Consider the following 18,660-nt stretch of genomic DNA (forward strand, 5'->3'; position numbering starts at 1 on the left):
TCACCTTATTGTTAAATTTAACGGAATCTATGTAGTTAATGGAGTTTAAACCATAGGTTCGATTTTATCGGGATCGAGCTCCACCGCAAACTCCGTAACCAAACGCTGCACAAAGGGGTCGGTTTGCACCAAATGTACCGCTTGGGCGTGACGTTCATGTTTTAAACGGGTAGCTCGTGCGGCCGGAGTTTCTGTGGTTACACTGCCCTGCTCCACAACTACGGTTACGGCATGATCAAAATATCGGCTCAGTTGCTCGCTAAAAAGCTGCTGATGGTTATCTAAATATAGGGTCGCGTTGACGGAATCGAGTAAAAAATGCAACTTGTCGCCCTCACGCCCGGTAAACACACAGTTAGACACCGTACTTTGCAAGATTCCCGTCACGCCCAAATGCGGATAAATATCCAACCAAGTACGTTCGTTTAAATCACTTAACTCGTAACGAGGCTCAGACCGGGTTTGCTCGGTGGTGCTCTCTTGAACAGCCTGAGTTACCGGTTGTTCAAGGCCTTCCCGCTCAGCAGGCCGAGATTGTGGTAAAGAACTGGTTGGCTCAACCTGTTCGATCAGCGCCTTAGTCGATGTGGCACCAATAGGAGGAGTGGGTTCCGGCTCAGGATCATCACCAAACAACGATTGCGTGCGATCGTCCTGCATAACAGGCTCATCGTCATCGGAATCAACTTCATCGTCGTATTGATTGACTTGATGGCGTGGTTGATAGACGTCTTGCTTCGGCTCTGCGTTTTGTCTAGAAGAAGCATCTGGACTAGAAGCAGGCGAATAACCTTGAGCGTCGTATTCATCGGCGTACATTTGCGCGGCGTAATCGTCGTATTCTGACGGCATATTTGCGGCTTGAGCAACAGGTCGAACATCTCTAGAGATGGGCTCGCTGGCATTTATATGGCCAGATGGGCGCTCAACTTGCGATTTGACAGCTTCTGAAGAAATAACGGAAGGCTGCCCAGAACCCTTATTGTCCAAGACATCGCCATCGGCACCGATATCAACAAGGTTTTCTTGAGATGTCTCGATATCGGGCGTTTGTTGAGCAATCGCCAGAGATCGCTCGTTGTTTTTTGCTTGCGAATCTAGGTTACTGACTTCCGCCGCAATGGCTTCATTTGTGGCCGCCGCAGGCTCAACTGCTGGTTCTGATTGGGCAATCTGGTGCGTATTGGTATGAGTTTCAGCGGAGCCTAATGGTTGATTGGAATGTGGTTGATCAGAGTTTTTTTTTGCCTCGTCTTGAACATTTGACTCAGGTAAACGACTCGAATCGGCTGCGATTATTGGAGACGCTTTAGGCGCTTCTGGCAGTTTGATTTCAACACTGGGCTTAGGCATCGCTTTTTCGGGCGGAGCAATCACACCTTGTGGCTTAAACGCCAACATGCGCAGCAGCGTCATCTCAAGACCACTGCGTAAATCTGGGTTTAACGGCAGATCACGTCTGCCGTGCAAAGCCATTTGATAAAACAGCTGAACATCTTCACTGGTAATTTGGCTGGCCAGCGACACAATCTGTTCGCGGTCACCCAAACTGTTATCCAACGCTTGAGGTGCAACCTGCGCAAGCGCAATTCGGTGCAACACCGAAATCAGTTCTGCCAAAGCGCCCGGATAATCCGGCGATTGCTCAGCCATTTGCGCAACAGCGTTAAGCACTTTATGACTGTCGAATTCGGCCAAACCAACCAATATTTCGTACACGAACGCTCGGTCGATCGTGCCCAACATCGAGCTAACTTCGGCTTCGCTCACAGAGCCATTACCAAAAGCGATGGCCTGATCGGTGAGGCTCAACGCATCACGCATACTACCATCGGCGGCGCGGGCGAGTTGCCATAGCGCGCTGTCTTCAAAGCGAATGGATTCGTGCTCAAGCACATTAGACAAATGGCCAACTATTCGCTCTTGGCTCATGTTCTTTAGATGGAACTGCAAGCAGCGCGATAGAATAGTTACTGGAAGTTTTTGCGGATCGGTTGTGGCCAACAAGAATTTTACGTGCGGCGGCGGTTCTTCTAGGGTTTTTAACAAGGCGTTAAAACTGTGACCGGAGAGCATGTGCACTTCGTCGATTAAGTACACCTTATAACGACCGCGAGTTGGCGCGTACTGCACGTTATCGAGCAGTTCGCGAGTGTCTTCGACTTTGGTTCTGGACGCCGCATCGACCTCTATCAAATCGACGAAACGACCTTCGGCGATTTCACGACAGGCACCACACTGACCACAAGGGTTTGAACTAACACCAGACTCACAATTAAGACATTTGGCCAAAATACGCGCAATGGTGGTTTTGCCCACACCACGAGTACCGGTAAACAAATAGGCATGATGCAAACGATTGTGGTCCAGAGCATTGATGAGCGCGCGTAACACATGCTCCTGCCCTACCATCTCATGGAAATTTCGAGGTCGCCACTTTCGCGCTAAAACTTGATAGCTCATTCTATATTACTTAGCCAAACTCCGTACATTGACCGGAAATTATCAATTAATGAGACCGCAAAGACCAGCACTGTATGCAAACACAGGCACGAACGAGCAAATGGTCACACATTGATACCCAAAGGAGATCAATACTAGCACATTGAGCACACGCTCGTTGGAGGGAAATTCTTGGAAAAATAGCGACAAAACAAGAAAATAAGAAAAACACCGCAAGAACAAAAAACAACCACCCTCAAAAGCAAGGTGCTTTAGAAGCAATTTGTTTTAGAGACAAGGTTTTTTAGAGGCGAGGAGTTTTAAAAACAAGAAAGCGCCGTAAGTTAAACGCCTTCGAGCCAAATACATTTAAAGGAAACTCTTATTAATCTGGAGTTTCCAGTGATACAGGGATGCAGAGATGCAGAGATGCATCACCAACTTTAACAACGGTAAGCGATTGAAATTGTGAAGAAATTGAAAATTGCATTGTCGATTTCTACCCTCTGATTAAATCATAGAGGAATTAATCCGAGATTCCTAAAGCTTATTGGCACCGTCAAATAGCGATGGTGATAAAGAATCAAATTCAATTTCGTCAATACAACCCGTATTTACAACCGTGGCATTACCGGTTTCGCGTGTAAGTTTGGTAAAACAATTAATACCACAGGTTTTGCAAAAATAATGTTTTGAAAAATCCCGCGAACCGTAAACACCTAAATTTGACTCACCTGACGTTAATGTAAACTTGTCTTCATCCACTCGAATTAACGTTGCCGATCTGCGTTTGCAATAACTGCAATTGCAATAAAAAGAATCGAGCGAATCTAGCTCAACAGTGAACTGAACGGCGCCACAATGGCACTTACCTTGATAAGTCTCGGTCATTTTTCCTCCATGTTTTTATTTGTTTTTCGCTTAATTTGTTTTTTTGCTTAAATCGATTCAAAAACACTTAAACAACAGCGTACTGACTATAGGAAACTCTGACTAACTTAGAACTTCTATCGACATAAGGATGTGCTGCTTACTTCAAGAGCAGTATACGATTGAGATCGTCAGTTTCTGTTCTCTGATTAAATACCAGATACGTAAATCAGAAATTCCTACAAGCATCTAGCTTTCGAACCAGTTTTTAAATTCGATCTCGTTTTTTAACGTCAAAGTAGTTTTTGAAGTTAAAGTAATTTTTGAATTTAAAGTAGTTTTTAAACTCAGCAACAACGAGTTTATACATTCACAACCAACCACTAACTTTGCTCTGTATATTGAATAATATTGCTGCCAAGATCGGTTAAATCATCAAGAGTTAACGTTGGCGATTTCGACCAAAAATCAAATACTTGTTGCGCAGAGCGTTTAACCCAAACCGAATTCAGGCCGTAATTAAGCGCACCTAAAACATCAAAATTATTACTGGATATCAACCATGTTTGTTTTGCTTGAGAATTTGATTGATCTAAAAAATACTGGTAAACCTTTGGGTTGGGTTTAAAGGTTTTTAAAGGATCAACGCTTACAACACCATCAAAATGCTGACTGATTTTAGCTTGTTCCAATAATTGATTTACAGAATCGTATAAACCGTTTGAAAACGCATAAAGGTTAAAACGCTCTTTGTCGATATTGTCTAAGCCCGCAATAACGTCGTCAAAAGCCGGTAATATTTTGTACTGATTTAACAAGGTTTGTTTTTGTGAGGCACTTAAATTCGTTTGCAAAAATGCATCGGCATAGTCTAATGCCTGTGCTGTACATAAGCCAAAATGTTCGTAAGCATCCATTAAACCTTTACGAAAGCTGTATTCCAACTGCTTTTCACGCCACAAGTTGGAGAACACATTTGCCTTCTCGCCAATCATAGATTCTAACAACACCAAAACACCGTGTGTATTAATCAAGGTTCCGTAAACATCAAACGCTAAGGTGATTTTTTCAGTCTTCTTCACACGCACTCCCATTATTGTATTTTTATATCAATAAAAGCTCACTGAAAACGTTAAGAGCCTCTGATTAACTCGCCATGTTTTAATCAGAGGGCAGAAATCAACGATGCGATATCCAATTTATTAAAATTTTCAATCACTTACCGCTCTTGGAATTGACGACACATTCTTGTACCACTGGAAACTCTGGGTTAATCAGAGCTTGTCTTATACGTTTAATTAAAATCTCGAAACGATGCTTTTATTGGTGTTTTAAAGTCTTTCAAAATTTGACAGTGAGTTGAAATTAAAAAAATTAAACACTTGGAGTTAGTTTCTTGTTATCTGTCAAACACATTAACCAAATGCTTCTAGAATGCACTGATTAAATCATGAGAGGGTGGATTACATACCCTCTTAGGTATTTAAACACTGATAAATGTTTTGTGCACGCGCTGGCCCCGGTAAATGCCCCATCATGCTGCCGGGTAAGCCACTTAAATATTCGAACATCCACTGAACTTGTTGAGCATTATTAACCAAGCCAATGTTTCTTAAATTTCGAACCGCAAAACAATCGGCGTTAATTTCGCTATTTAGGTGTGGCGGCAACGCATGATGCGCACACTCATGAGCAAACCAAAACTGCACAATTAAGTCTGGCAATGGATCGGTCACGTTAGGATTAATGTAAATATAAGGTTGGCCGTTGTAGGTTCTTGCGGCCATACCCGGGTTACCAATACCCGGCGTGGCGTAATTAGCAACAAAAGGCACCAACTCGCCGGCAAAAGACGTACACGGCATAGACGCACCGCGCACACTTGGGTTTGTGGTGGTAAAACCGTGCGGAGGACCGGCGTAGTTTGGCTGACTGACTAAAAAAAGAAACAGAAAAACAAACAAGAGTTGCAGCTTTTTTATGAGTAACATCGCTTAGAACCTCTATTGAATTTTTACAACAGTGTCAAAAAGCAACTACCATACTTTGGTAAATTTAAAGCAATCGGTAAATTTAAAACAGTCGGTACACTTAAAACAGTCGATAAATTTAAAAGCTATCGAAACCTCGGATTAACTTATCCATAAATTAATCCGAGTTTCCTTTAATTTCCTTCGTAAGCTTTCTTAAGCTCTTGACGAATAATTTCACAGGCCTGTTCAATAACCGCCGCTGGCTGACAGTAGCTGAGTCGAATACATTGATGCTTGTGCGGCCAATCTTCTTCAACGCCTAAGAAAAAGTGATGGCCCGACAGGACCAAGACACCGCGATCTTTTAGCCGTTGATACAATTCTTGGCTAGAAATGGGTAAATCTTGGCACCACAACCAAAGGAAAAACGCTCCCTCTGGAATATGTATGTGCACCGGGAAATCTGCGCAGGCACTTTTTACTAGACCTAAAGCTGAGTCACAGGCAGAACGATAAAACGGCTGAATAATGTGATGGCAAAGATGATGAATTTTATCGGTTTCAAACCAAGTTTGAGCAAGTGCAGGCCCCAAGCTTGAAGGCGCTAAATTAATAGACGTATTGGCAATGGCAAACGCCTGAATCACTTCGGGGTTAGCAATAACGATTCCGGTTCGCGCACCGGGTAATCCTAATTTTGACAGGCTCAACACTAGTATTGTGTTGTCGGTAAAACTGATTTTCGCGTCGTTAAATAAAATTCCCGGAAAAGGCAATCCGTAAGCACCATCAATAATTAATGGCACGTCATACTGTTTTGCCAATTTCGTAAGAAATTCAATTTGTTCATCAGCAATAACATTGCTGCTTGGATTATTGGGACGAGAAACACACAGAGTGCCCACCGTATTGGTGCTGTCTTCAAGACAGCTCGTAATATGCTGCTCGATGGCGTGCTCATCTAACTGATATTTAAATAAATTTCCGGGTAGATGTTCGATCACCGGCTTACAGGAGCGGAAAAAATCTTCGCTAAGTCCGGCACCACTGTAACCAATGTATTCTGGTGTAAGTGGTAACAAAATATGCTTTTTTTGCTGGTTAGCAAATTCACCCGCAAACATATTAAACAATACGAAAAACGCTGCCTGACTACCATTGGTAATGGCAATGTTTTTTTCAGAAATCGATAGATCGCAATGTTTATTAAGATATGCCGCTAAGGCTTTTAAAAAGCTGGGATCACCTTGCGGCGATTGATAGTTGGAACACAAACGCCCGACACCGCCGGTTTTTTTTACCAAGGTTTCAAGAGCTTGTTGGATTTCTTGTTCAATTTCTGGAATCTGTGCGGGATTACCGCCACCAAGAAATAACATTTCTGGATTTGTGGTTAGGGCCTTGCCTAAGTCATCCATCAGATTATAGGTGCCGGATTCGGCACAAAAACGTTCGCCAAATTGAGATAATTTCATGGTCGTAAAAATTAATTAACTGTCTTATAGAAGCTTTTAGACAGGCTTTACGCGCTGCCTTAGATTATTTGAGGGCATCAAAACACACTCTGACCTTAAAGACAAAGTTTAGTAGAAATGGTTTGAAGAATAGGAAACTCCGAAATACCTAGACTTTCTAGCGACACAAGGATGCATCGCCAATTTCAAGAGCGGTAAGTGATTGAAATTTTGGAGAAATTGGAAATCGCCTTGCCAGTTTCTATCTTTGATTAAATCTTGGACGCGTTAATCAAAGGTTCTTATAAATATTCCATTAATTAAAATAATCCGTTCATCAGAAACATCTAAAGTGAGCACTAACGAGCAAACAAAGTCGCTAATTATTAATCTACTGGGCCAATAACCGCTCTAGGCTATCGATAAGTGGCTCGTAAAATTCACTCGGAAAAAGTAATACCAAATCACAATTGAATCGATGGTTTTCAAGATGATAATTAATTTCGACCGAAATAATTTCAGACCAATTGTGAATTTCATTAAACGCAAAGGTTTTGATATATGTGTTTCTTTCAACCACATAAACCGACGACGTGCTCAGCCCGAGTTTTACAAGATCGGCAAAGCGCTCCAAACACACATCCGTAATAGCATGACCAAAGCGGACTAATTCTTCATCGGTATTATCGGCACCTTCAGCAACCACATCTTCAACGCTTTGCTCGGTAACTGCGACTAGCGCATAGCATTCGGTATCATCAAGATAAAACGATTGCGCGAGCACCGTCATAGTTTCGGCATCGTTTAATTCCGATAATGAACGTGTTAGCTGAGTGCTGTCGATGACACGAATTTTAGGGATGGATAATTCAACAAAAGTATCGGTAAAAGCGGCGAGTGTTTCCCCGGCCGCCCCCATGGAAATATTACTGATTTCCTGAAGTGCATCGCGCAAATCTTCTTGCAGTTGAATATTCATTAATCAAGCACCTTAGAGTAAACCGTAGCGATGAAGTACTTCTTCTAGGATTTCTTTGTTGATGGGTTTTTTAATGAACTCCAACGCACCAAGCATTAGTACGCGCTCGCGAGCATCGGGCTGAATATCGCCCGATATAACAATCACTACACATTTAAGGTCTTCTTGCTTAATTAACTCTAATACTTCGTAGCCGTCCATTTCAGGCATGGTTAGATCAAGAAAGACCATTTCACCGTGGCCATCACGGATTGCAGCAATGCCCTCTACACCGTTGGTCGCGTAGGTAATGGTTACATCCCAAGAGTCTGGCAATGAGCGCGTAACTTGCTTTCGAGCCATACTGGAGTCATCACAGATTAATAGCGGTATCGTCATAGGTAATTCGAACGTTAGTTTCTCACCGAGCCCAATTAATGCCTTCCAGTACCCAGTATAGACACACAATTCCAAGATGCTCGAATCTTAGGGAAACATCTCCGCAAAAAACCTTTACCTATGAACGTGAAGACTCAATTTTGCAAGGATTTGGCACAGCCCTTAAACACTAAAAGGCCTAGAAATTATAAAGAAAACCCAGATTGACGGAGTTTTTTTACAGCCTAAAGATGTATCGCCAATTTTAAGAACGATAAGTGCTTGAAATTATGACGAAATTAGAAAAGCAATTTTCGCTTTTTGACGTCAACCGCTAAGTTTCATAAACAACTGGGCTTTATAAACAACTGGATCTCATCAACAATTAGGCCTCATCTTTTTGAGGAACAAACTGGTGTTGATCAGCTGGTGTATGAGTCGAATCTAAACTCTCATCAACTTCTATGCCGTCTGGTTGACCACGGAACAATTCCGCCAAAGACACCTTTAACAAGGATTCTACGTATTGGTCACCCTGTCTAAGCCTTTCAAAGTAAGACTTAGCCCAAGGCCAATTGCGCACACCCGACGATAGACCAGCTGGTGCGAGATGGTAATCACCCACAACGTTGTATAAAGATTCCAAAGAGTAGTGTTCTAGGTTTCGTGACACAATGTAGCCGTCACCTTGGGTCTCGGCGATGACTCGCGCCGACAGTAAAGACCGACGGATTCGATACCACTGCTCGGGAAAGATACCCAATCGCACGATGTGCTTCTCTTTAATGGACATGCCATGATCTTGAGCTTTGTGCAGCTTGTGCAAGATGAAAACCGCTGCCACAAAATCCGAATAACCGCGGCTGTTAATGTCGGCGCGCACGTGGCTCAAACTTCGAACTAAGACCGCGCCCGAAAGTACAATCACCCACAGCACATACACCCACAATAAAAACAGCGGCACAATGGCAAAGGCGCCGTAAATTAATTGGTAACTGGTTTTCGCCACTAAAGCACCAAAAACATCTTTAGCAATTTCAAAGCAGAACGCCGTAGTAACACCACCAATAATCGCGTCCCGCGCGGTAACTCGGCAATTGGGCACCGCGGCATAAAACAGCGTGAACACGCCCGTGCTTAATAACCATGGCAAATATTGCAAAATAATGGGTAAAACACCGATGGGATCATACTCGTCGACCAACAATTTTTTCGAGATTAAATATGTGCTCATCGCCAAACCAGCACCCATTAATAACGGCCCTAAACTCAACACGGCCCAATACAAGAGAAAACTCGCAACACCCGAGCGGCTGCGCGTAACGCCCCATATATTGTTAAAAGTACGCTCAATGTTTTTAAGCATTAGATAGGCGGTAACAATCAAGATAGTGACGCCGGGCAAGGTTAGGCCACGCGCTTTTTCGGTAAAGTCATTGAGATATTCTTGCAGTGCCAAGCCAGACGACGGCACTAAATTTTGAAAAATAAACGCTTGAATTTGGTCTTCCATACCCTGTAGAGATGGAATAATCGACAACATCGCATACACCACGGTAAGCATCGGCACCAAAGAAAAGAGCGATACATAGGTCAGTGCCGCGGCGCTTCTCTGGCAATTTTTAGAGATAAATTGAGAATAAACCTCTAAAGCCAGCAAATACAGATAGCGACCATTTCTCTTAAACCAATTTACACATTTTTCTCGGCTGAACGACGGCGTTTTCACAACAATAAGCTCTCTAGCGGTGAATCTCAATCAACAGTGTTTTATGAGAGGAGACGGTAATTATTCACGAATTTCTATCGGAAACTCTGATTAACCTAGAGTTTCTCGCGACACAAGGATGTGTCGCCAATTTCAAGAACTGTAAGTGATTGAAATTGTGAAGAAATTGGAAATCACATTTTCAATTTCTGCCCTCTGATTAAATCAAGGATGAGTTAATCAGAGGTTCCTATAATAAGAACAAGAAAGGTAAATTTCGATAATATTAAGGAGGCCCTAAAACTCAGAATTCCCAGTTACACAACTAAATTCCCAGTTACACAAGAAGATATCCCTAATCTCATTAACGATAGTTCATTGGAATTGTGTAAAAATTACAACCCTACTTTAAATTCCTATCCTCGGATTAAATCACGGATGAGTTAATCAGGCGCCCCTTACATTAATCTTTTACACGTAGAGTTAATCTTTTACACATACAGTTACCCAGCAGAATATAAGCCAATCCAATATTCGAACGCTGCGAAGCAAATAACTGCGTTTCTTGTAAGACCAATCTAAAATAGTTTTCCACAAAATAAGCTCAATTAATAAACAAATAATACGTCGCTAAAGGGGTGTTTAGTTGATTAAAGGCCAAGTTTGACAGAAACACCTAAGACATTTATTAAGAACGAGGTAAACTTCAGCACTCATTTTAGATACAAATAATTAATTGCAATAACTTATTAAGCATTTAAAACTTGTTATGAAAATTTATCACAATCCCCGCTGTTCAAAGTCTCGTAATACCTTACAAATCATCGAAGAAGCCGGAATTGAACCGGAAGTGATTTTGTACTTGCAAACTCCGCCCTCCGCCGAAGACATCAAAGACCTACTGTCCAAGCTCGGCATGAGCGCTCGGGATTTACTGCGCAAAGGCGAAGACGACTACAAAGCAAACAATTTAAGCGATGAAAGTCTCTCTGAAGACCAACTTATCCAATTTATGGTGCAATATCCCAAGCTGATTGAACGCCCGATTGTTGTTAAAGGTAACAAAGCTGTTTTAGGTCGCCCGCCAGAAAATGTACAAGCTCTGCTGTGATTACAACCAATCATAAATACAGTCATAAATAAAAGCCCAAAGCGAGCACTCAGACTCAGTCATGAAACCCTACGTATTAATTTTGTACTACAGTCGCAATGGTGCGACTGCCGACATGGCGATGGAAATAGCTCAGGGTGTCGATCAGATTCCTGGGATTGAATCCAAAATTCGCACGGTTCCCGAAGTTTCCACCAAAACAGAAGCCTCGGAGCCGTCCATTCCTCGTGCTGGAGCCCGTTATTGTACCCGTGAAGAACTTGCCAACTGTGCCGGATTAGCGCTGGGCAGCCCAACTCGCTACGGCAATATGGCCGCAGCCATGAAGTATTTTTTAGACGGCACCAGTGACCTGTGGATTAATGGCAGCATGATCGATAAACCTGCCAGCGTATTTACTTCTACCGGCAGCATGCATGGCGGCCAAGAATCAACACTCTTGACCATGATGATTCCATTGCTACACCACGGTATGGTCATCGCGGGAATTCCCTACAGCGAACAAGCCTTAACCCACACCGTATCGGGCGGAACACCCTACGGCGCATCGCACCTCTCTAGTAACGATCAACTCAGTGAAGACGAGATTGCGCTGTGCAGAGCGCAAGGCAAGCGTTTGGCAGAGCTGGCTCTGAAACTCGCCCATCAACATTAGTTTTAAATCATTTGTCACTGAGGAAGCCATCCATGTCTGAGAAATCCGCTCAATTAGAAAAGCAGTCCAATATTTGGTACCGCTTAACCGTTGTTTTTTTTATCGGCATGTTCGCGCTTTTTGCAGTCGCCCAGCTTGTTTATGGATTTGCATCGATCATCATCATACAAACCCTTCCACTGATCATTTTTATTCCCGGACTTATTCATAAAAAGCACTATAAAACCTACAGTTGGCTGTGCTTTGTGGTGCTTTTGTATTTTACCGCGTATGTAACTGAAGTTGGTTCGCCTTTGATGCGCTGGACCGATATCACCGGATTACTACTGACTATTGGTTTATTTATCAGTGCAATGATGACAAGCCGATACGTTCAAAGATGGCAATACGAACTTGCCTTAGAAGATTATTATGCCCAACAGGGCTCCAAAAATGTCTCTCAGGACACAAACGAGGTTTAATCAAACGGCCTTTGGTATCAAGCTCTTATTTTCAACAACACGAGGCGCATACACTCATGCGAACCTCAATTTTGGGCCACTCAAGGACGGCTTTTGAATTGTTTTTATCCTTTGCAACGGTATCTGATGTAAACGTGTCAAAACCAGCACCTATTATTTGAATTACAGTACTAAATTTGCGACTCTTAGTAAGTTCGCATATTTCAGCACACAGGAATAAGATTGCATGGCAACGCAAAAAGCGCCTTTTATATTTCGTCTATTTTCCGGACTTTGGAAAACAATTACCTGGTTTAGAGTTGCATTACTCAACGTTATTTTCTTGGCCATTATCGTTGCAATTATCGCCTCTATTACTCAACGAGAGACGTTAAAGATCAACGATAAAACCTTGTTGAGTGTCGCACCAACGGGTGTTTTGGTGGATGAATACACCTACATAGCACCAATAGAACGGCTTACCAGCTCAGACAATTCCCCACCCGAAACTCTGGTTCGTGATCTTGTATCTGCTATTGATATGGCCGCAGACGACTCTCGTATTGACGCCATGGCATTGGAGTTGGATAAGCTCGCCGCGGGTGGAATCAGTAAGCTTGAAGAAATTGGTGCGGCGCTGACCCGATTTAGAGCCACGGGCAAAAAGATTTACGCCTACGGCAGTAACATGAGCCAACACCAATATTATTTAGCGAGCTTCGCCGATGAAATCAGTCTTGATCCGTTTGGCTCAGTGGTACTGACAGGGTTTGCCAGCTATCGCAATTATTTTAAAGACGCTCTCGACAAGCTCAAAGTCTCAATGCACATCTTCCGTGCGGGTCAATATAAAGACGCCATGGAACCGTTTTTAAGAAACGACATGTCAGACGCCTCTCGTGAACACAACCAACAATGGTTAGAGAGCCTTTGGGGCGCTTACACCTCAGAAGTGGAAGCGCTGCGAGAATTGCCCGAAGGCACCATCAACGATTACATCAATAACATGTCGGTCAAGCTTCAGTCTGTCTCTGGAGATTCTGCCCGGCTTGCACTAGATACCGGTCTGGTCGATCAACTAAATCCGCTACACACCTGGCAAAAGACTCTGTCAGAGCAATACGGCGCGCGCAGCGACGGTAGTGTTAAATCATTAGGATTTCGTGAGTACCTTGCCGCAAACCAAAAACTTCTTTTACCGACAGATCCGAAAGTTGCGCTCATTGTTGCGCGCGGAACTATTAAAGACGGTTATCAGAATCCCGGTGAAATCGGCGATAAGAGCTTTCAAGAGTTGATCGATCAAGTGAAAGACGATTCATCCATTAAAGCCCTAGTGCTACGAATTGACAGCGGCGGTGGTGGCGTTTTTGCTTCTGAGAAGATCCGTCAAAGCCTGTTGCAGGTTCGCGAAAAAGGCTTACCGATTGTCGTTTCAATGGGCAGTGTGGCAGCGTCGGGCGGCTATTGGATTGCGACTCCAGCCGATGAAATTTGGGCAACACCCACCACCATTACTGGATCAATCGGTGTTTTTGGTGCGTTCTTAACTCTCGAACAATCCCTTGCTCACCTTGGCATTAATACCGACGGTTTAGGCACTACAGAACTTGCCGGCGCAATTCGCATGGATCGTGAGTTATCACCTGCGGCTGAGTCATTGATTCAGCAAGGCATCAACAATATGTACCAACGCTTTATCACCTTGGTTGCTGAAGCTCGAAATTCAACACCGCAAGCCATTGATGCGATTGCCCAAGGGCGCGTTTGGAGTGGTGACAAAGCGTTAGAATTGGGTTTGGTGGATCAGCTGGGTAACCTTGAAGACGTCATTGCTCGCGCGGCAAAACTAGCAGAGCTCGACAACTACGAAGTTGTAACAATCAAACAACCTACCGATCCCGTTGATCAGTTTGTTGAGAGCCTGACCAGTGCTAAGGTTGTGCAATCGGCGTCACAGCAATTCAAAAGTTATATGATGAGCGACGTCGAAACCACTATCAATCCCGTGCTTTTAGCTCACTTTAACGCGTTGCTTGAGCCATTCAACTTGACCCAAAGTCTTACTGACCCACGTGGAATGTATGTTTTGTGTATGGAGTGCCGTTCTCCACAGTGATAGGAATGAAAGTACCGCCTGATTATTCGGGCGGTACCTAAAACTCCATGACCTGCTTAACGAAAGGAATAGTGATCTTACGCTTTTCTGCCAACGACGCCCGATCCAGCTTATTTAAAATCTCAAACAACTCGGACAATCCCCGACTCGCGCGATGCACAATAAACCACGCCGTTTCTTCGTTTAACGATAAACCAAGTTCGTTAGCATGCAACTGCAGAGCGTGCACTTTTTCGTCGTCGGATAACGGTTTTATCTGGTAGGTAACGCCGTAGCTTAAACGGCTTTTCAAATCGGGTAAGGATACCTTCATGGATTGCAGCGGTTCGTGAGCGGCAATCAATATTCTGTGGCCGGCATCGCGCATGCGATTGTACAAATGAAATACCGCCCTCTCCCATTCGGCGTTTCCAGCAATAACGTCGAAATCATCCAAGCATAAAAACTCGCACTTTTCTGAGATCGCCAGTAAAGACTCGGGAGTATGTTTTTTGTGATCGTGCAATGAGATATATACTGCGCGATTGCCCAACGCTTCGGCTAAATGCTGGCTAGCCTGTAATAGATGAGTCAGACCCACACTTTCGTATCCCCAAAGGAACACAAAATTCTCGATACCGCGACCTTGGACGAACTCAACTAACTGAATAACCGCCTGCTTATTCTCTGAAGATTCGCCCAGATAATAATTCGCAAAGGTCGGCTCGTCATCGAGATTAACCTCAAGCGGAAGCTGCGGGCTGAAGACTGAATCGTGTTGTTTCGACATAGGTATGCAAACGGTCAAAAAACGGTATCAAACTGCACAAAACTCTGACGAGTGCAGAGTATTCACAACAAAGCAAGGTGTTACTAAAAATCCATTAACGTCTATTAACATGGCCAGAATACCTATGAGTTTAGCCGCCATTCCAACGTAACAGCAGTGGCGCAGAAATAGTTGAACTGCCAACGTCGGTATCCAGAGACAAAACTTTTTCTAATTTACGATCGAGTCGCAAGGCGTCTTCGAATACGGACAATTCACCATTAAGAGCCAATACTAAGTCAATATTAAAACCGTCTACCTTCGCCACCTGCACGGATTCCACTACAGCCAAGCCACGCAAATATTCGAAGGCATGAGCATAATCCGAAAAATCTTTAATACCCGATAAACGCACCGTTAAGCCAACTTCGCTGGACGACGGTGTTACTGAGTAAATAGACGCGAGGTATCGACCCGTTAAGGCGAGTCCCGCGTCAAGCGCATCGGTTAATTCGTTTGATTGCGAGTCGTAAACATCAAATTGTTGATTGTGTTGAAACCACCAACCGATTAACCAGTTGCCCGAAGACGTTTTGTTGACCCGACCAACAAGCACCGCATCGGGATTGTAGCGATTTACAATACCAACAATAGCTGCCGATTGATCACGCCACAGAGTTTGTGCATCCAGTATTAATTGATCTTCTATATCAAGCAGTGGAGCAACTGCCGCCAAACCACGATTACGAGCAATTTCTGCTACTGCATTGTAAGCATTAACGGTAGGGCTAACATTTTCTTGTCCATCGTTTTGCTCAGCGCTGTTGGGTAGAACCAACCGTATACCAGAAATATCACGCTCCACCAATAACACTAAAATTTGTGGGCGATTACTGGGCCACACAGAAATGGCCGCTGCAGAAAAGACGCGCTCAAGCGCTACTTTCGAAAATCGAACCGACAGTAACGTTTGGTTATCTGCGCCAGATTGATAGCTGTATTCTTGCAGATAGGTACTGCTGTTAGATAACGCTCTTTCTATGGCCGGATGAGCGAGAATATCTTCTCGGCCGGTCACCTTTACAATGACCTTGGCGAGTGCGTTACGTGTTGCCTCTACACGTGTTTGGTCTGCACGATTTTCAACCGCGACTTCACTCACGTATAAATCATTTACCACAATTGCCGTTGCCGGATGACTGATACCAAGAAGCATCGACAGCAATATAAACCAGCGTTTTAAGTCTTTCATACAAATCAAGTCATCAAATATGTTTTCGACGGTCACGCATATGAGTAAAACTTCACCTTGAACACGCAATTTGAAGGCTGAAAGACTCGAAATGGCGTTAATCTCTTATTAGGCTTTGAAATAGCCGCGCAACCCTACACTAACAAAGTCTTAAAATGAAGAACCAAAGTCCTTTATGGCACCATAGAGTCTTTGCGTAAGTCTAAAATTCAATAACAATTCGGTTTATCGTCAATAATTTGAGAATTCTCTCGGTTTTTTTCTGCAAACTGGTAGAATGCGCGCCCTGAAATTTTGACCAGGCCCGACTACACACCAGACGCCATCATAAAGGAGTCACCCATGACCGACACCGCAAAACCTTCTCTTAGCTATAAAGACGCCGGAGTAGATATTAATGCCGGCAACGACCTGGTTGAGCGAATTAAGTCCGTTGCCAAAAGTACTCACAGGCCTGAAGTGATGGGCGGTCTCGGTGGTTTTGGCGCTCTGTGTGAAATTCCCGAAGGCTATCGCCAACCGGTTTTGGTTTCTGGCACCGATGGTGTTGGTACCAAATTAAGACTGGCAATGGATTTGGGCATTCATAACACCATTGGTAAAGACCTAGTCGCCATGTGTGTAAACGATTTAATCGTAACCGGCGCAGAACCTTTGTTCTTCTTAGATTATTACGCAACCGGCAAACTGAGTGTTGATATCGCCGCCGAGGTGGTAACCGGAATTGGCGCTGGCTGCTTAGACGCTGGTTGTGCTCTGGTTGGTGGTGAAACCGCTGAAATGCCGGGAATGTACGAAGGCGAAGATTATGACCTTGCCGGATTTTGTGTAGGTGTTGTTGAAAAGTCTGAAATTATCGACGGCAGCAAAGTTGCTCCGGGTGACACATTAATCGCGCTTGCGTCCAGCGGTCCACACTCCAACGGTTATTCTTTGGTTCGTAAGATTATCGAAGTTAGCAAAGCCGATTTGAATCAAGAAATTGCCGGTACCACCCTAGCTAAGGCTCTGATTGAACCAACCCGAATTTACGTAAAACCACTGCTTAAGCTAATCGCAGAAACCCAGGTTAATGCTCTTGCACACATTACCGGTGGCGGTTTATTAGAGAACATTCCTCGTGTATTGCCAGAAAACTGTAAAGCGGTTATCGATGCGGCATCATGGACGCTTCCTGAAGTATTCCAGTGGCTTCAACAAGCGGGCAATGTTGAGCAAACCGAAATGTACCGCACCTTTAACTGCGGCATAGGCATGGTAATCGCGGTACCGTCTGAGACGGCACAAGCGGCCTTAGAGAATTTGACGGCTAGTGGCGAAAACGCATTTGTTATCGGCGCAATAGCCGAGCGAAATGAAGGCGAAGCTGCGGTCGAAATTGCCTAAATCACCATTTTTTCCATTCAAGTTAATTTGCCCATGACTGATACACAGACCATTTCACCGCTTCGTGTCGTTGTTTTAATCTCTGGCAGTGGCAGCAATCTACAAGCATTAATTGATGGCCAAAAAAATGGTTCTCTGCCCATCGAAATCATGGCTGTTATCAGTAATAAAGCGGGTGTAAAAGGCCTTGAAAGAGCCGAGCAGGCATCCATCGCTACGCGGGTGATTAGCCACAAAGACTTTGATTCACGAGAAGCGTTTGATCAAAAACTGTTAACAGAAATTGAAAGCTTCTCGCCGGGTCTCGTGGTGCTCGCAGGCTTCATGAGAATTTTAACCGAAAGTTTTACGCAGCACTTTGTCGGCAGAATGATCAACATTCATCCATCTTTATTGCCTAAATATCAAGGTTTGCACACTCATCAGCGAGCTATTGATGCTAACGATAGCCACGGCGGCGCCAGCGTTCATTTCGTTACCGCTGAACTCGACGGCGGCCCGATTATTATTCAGGCCAAAGTTGCCATCGATGACAATGAAACCAGCGATTCGCTGGCCGCTAAGGTACTAACCGTAGAGCACAAGATTTTGCCACTTACGGTGAAATGGTTTGCGCTGAATAAACTCACAATGGCAGCCAACAACGCAGTACTTTGTGGAGAGCCTTTGCCACCACAAGGATTCCAATGGCAAGACAATGAAGAAACGAATCGCTTAATTGATGTGCTGGTTAAGGCTTAACCCTGTTTAGACAAACGCAGGGTTACCTAGGAGGTGTTTTTCAAAGCGATAGGAATGCCGCTCACCTCAAAACAGGCAAATGCCAAATTTGTTGGGCTTACATCCACACACCTTATCAACCCTCCTAAAGGCAATGCACTTACAAGCGTTCGACCTTTTCTGCACCACAACGCTCGCAACGCGACACCGTCACCAACCGACCTTGCTTAACATCAAATTTTTTCTCGGTGACTATTTTCCAACGATGAAAACCGCTGCGACAGAGGGTTTTACCCTTGTGCTTTTCAGACGCCTTGGGTCGTTTAAACGGAAGAACCTCGCCCACAAATGTGCTCCTAAGGCTTGGGTAATATCTCAATCATTTAATTTTAAGAAAGCTGCGCTACGAATACCAAAGGTAATTGCAAAAACGTTAACTCGGTAGA

17 protein-coding genes are annotated in these 18,660 nt (G+C 44.0%); 6 read left to right on the forward strand and 11 right to left on the reverse strand.

Going from position 1 to position 18,660, the window contains the following annotated elements; all coding sequences use genetic code 11:
• Nucleotides 1–45 precede the first annotated feature (45 nt).
• The 8 genes from dnaX to ACYQ2C_RS11745 all read right to left on the reverse strand — a co-directional run bounded on the left by dnaX (nucleotide 46) and on the right by ACYQ2C_RS11745 (nucleotide 9,804).
• Entirely contained in the window at nucleotides 46–2,463 is a 2,418-nt protein-coding gene (dnaX, locus tag ACYQ2C_RS11710) for a DNA polymerase III subunit gamma/tau (protein ID WP_460102766.1), read from the reverse strand.
• 519 nt (nucleotides 2,464–2,982) lie between these two features.
• On the reverse strand, nucleotides 2,983–3,333 hold the full coding sequence (locus ACYQ2C_RS11715; RefSeq protein ID WP_460050817.1) for a GFA family protein: 351 nt from the start codon (nucleotides 3,331–3,333) through the stop codon (nucleotides 2,983–2,985).
• Between the two features lie 362 nt (nucleotides 3,334–3,695).
• The gene (locus tag ACYQ2C_RS11720; protein WP_460050819.1) at nucleotides 3,696–4,394 is read right to left on the reverse strand and encodes a haloacid dehalogenase type II; all 699 of its coding nucleotides are present in this window, start codon (nucleotides 4,392–4,394) and stop codon (nucleotides 3,696–3,698) included.
• A 393-nt stretch (nucleotides 4,395–4,787) separates the two neighbouring features.
• Nucleotides 4,788–5,303, reverse strand: a complete 516-nt coding sequence (locus ACYQ2C_RS11725; protein ID WP_460050821.1) for a hypothetical protein — start codon at nucleotides 5,301–5,303, stop codon at nucleotides 4,788–4,790.
• A 173-nt stretch (nucleotides 5,304–5,476) separates the two neighbouring features.
• On the reverse strand, nucleotides 5,477–6,760 hold the full coding sequence (locus ACYQ2C_RS11730) for a valine--pyruvate transaminase (RefSeq protein ID WP_460102770.1): 1,284 nt from the start codon (nucleotides 6,758–6,760) through the stop codon (nucleotides 5,477–5,479).
• A gap of 370 nt (nucleotides 6,761–7,130) precedes the next feature.
• A complete protein-coding gene (locus ACYQ2C_RS11735) occupies nucleotides 7,131–7,718 on the reverse strand; it encodes a hypothetical protein (protein ID WP_460050825.1) in 588 nt (195 codons plus the stop codon).
• Nucleotides 7,719–7,730: 12 nt separating this feature from the next.
• Nucleotides 7,731–8,096 carry a response regulator gene (locus ACYQ2C_RS11740; protein WP_460050827.1) on the reverse strand — a complete coding sequence of 122 codons (366 nt, stop codon included), beginning with the start codon at nucleotides 8,094–8,096 and terminating at the stop codon, nucleotides 7,731–7,733.
• A 364-nt stretch (nucleotides 8,097–8,460) separates the two neighbouring features.
• Nucleotides 8,461–9,804: a YihY family inner membrane protein gene (locus ACYQ2C_RS11745; protein WP_460050829.1), complete on the reverse strand. Its 1,344-nt coding sequence runs from the start codon at nucleotides 9,802–9,804 to the stop codon at nucleotides 8,461–8,463.
• Nucleotides 9,805–10,552: 748 nt separating this feature from the next.
• Between ACYQ2C_RS11745 and arsC the strand changes: the two genes are divergently transcribed.
• The 4 genes from arsC to sppA all read left to right on the forward strand — a co-directional run bounded on the left by arsC (nucleotide 10,553) and on the right by sppA (nucleotide 14,108).
• The gene (gene arsC, locus ACYQ2C_RS11750; RefSeq protein ID WP_460102775.1) at nucleotides 10,553–10,894 is read left to right on the forward strand and encodes an arsenate reductase (glutaredoxin); all 342 of its coding nucleotides are present in this window, start codon (nucleotides 10,553–10,555) and stop codon (nucleotides 10,892–10,894) included.
• Between the two features lie 61 nt (nucleotides 10,895–10,955).
• Nucleotides 10,956–11,549, forward strand: coding sequence for an NAD(P)H:quinone oxidoreductase (gene wrbA, locus ACYQ2C_RS11755; protein ID WP_460102777.1), 594 nt, complete (start codon nucleotides 10,956–10,958; stop codon nucleotides 11,547–11,549).
• 32 nt (nucleotides 11,550–11,581) lie between these two features.
• Nucleotides 11,582–12,010, forward strand: coding sequence for a DUF2069 domain-containing protein (locus tag ACYQ2C_RS11760; protein ID WP_460102780.1), 429 nt, complete (start codon nucleotides 11,582–11,584; stop codon nucleotides 12,008–12,010).
• A gap of 226 nt (nucleotides 12,011–12,236) precedes the next feature.
• The gene (gene sppA / locus ACYQ2C_RS11765; protein ID WP_460102782.1) at nucleotides 12,237–14,108 is read left to right on the forward strand and encodes a signal peptide peptidase SppA; all 1,872 of its coding nucleotides are present in this window, start codon (nucleotides 12,237–12,239) and stop codon (nucleotides 14,106–14,108) included.
• A gap of 37 nt (nucleotides 14,109–14,145) precedes the next feature.
• Here sppA and hda read toward each other — a convergent pair whose 3' ends face one another.
• Together hda and ACYQ2C_RS11775 are read right to left on the reverse strand one after the other, a co-directional pair.
• Nucleotides 14,146–14,877 carry a DnaA regulatory inactivator Hda gene (hda, locus tag ACYQ2C_RS11770; RefSeq protein ID WP_460050839.1) on the reverse strand — a complete coding sequence of 244 codons (732 nt, stop codon included), beginning with the start codon at nucleotides 14,875–14,877 and terminating at the stop codon, nucleotides 14,146–14,148.
• Nucleotides 14,878–15,007: 130 nt separating this feature from the next.
• Nucleotides 15,008–16,144 (reverse strand): DUF2066 domain-containing protein, encoded by a 1,137-nt coding sequence (locus ACYQ2C_RS11775; RefSeq protein ID WP_460115683.1) that lies wholly within the window; start codon nucleotides 16,142–16,144, stop codon nucleotides 15,008–15,010.
• A gap of 306 nt (nucleotides 16,145–16,450) precedes the next feature.
• On the opposite strand from ACYQ2C_RS11775, the gene purM reads away from it, so the two are divergent.
• Nucleotides 16,451–17,494 (forward strand): phosphoribosylformylglycinamidine cyclo-ligase, encoded by a 1,044-nt coding sequence (purM, locus tag ACYQ2C_RS11780; protein WP_460050843.1) that lies wholly within the window; start codon nucleotides 16,451–16,453, stop codon nucleotides 17,492–17,494.
• 33 nt (nucleotides 17,495–17,527) lie between these two features.
• On the forward strand, nucleotides 17,528–18,235 hold the full coding sequence (purN, locus tag ACYQ2C_RS11785) for a phosphoribosylglycinamide formyltransferase (protein WP_460102787.1): 708 nt from the start codon (nucleotides 17,528–17,530) through the stop codon (nucleotides 18,233–18,235).
• 139 nt (nucleotides 18,236–18,374) lie between these two features.
• Here purN and ACYQ2C_RS11790 read toward each other — a convergent pair whose 3' ends face one another.
• On the reverse strand, nucleotides 18,375–18,560 hold the full coding sequence (locus ACYQ2C_RS11790) for a hypothetical protein (protein WP_460050847.1): 186 nt from the start codon (nucleotides 18,558–18,560) through the stop codon (nucleotides 18,375–18,377).
• Nucleotides 18,561–18,660: the final 100 nt, after the last annotated feature.

It is taken from the genome of Sessilibacter sp. MAH3, from assembly GCF_054658275.1.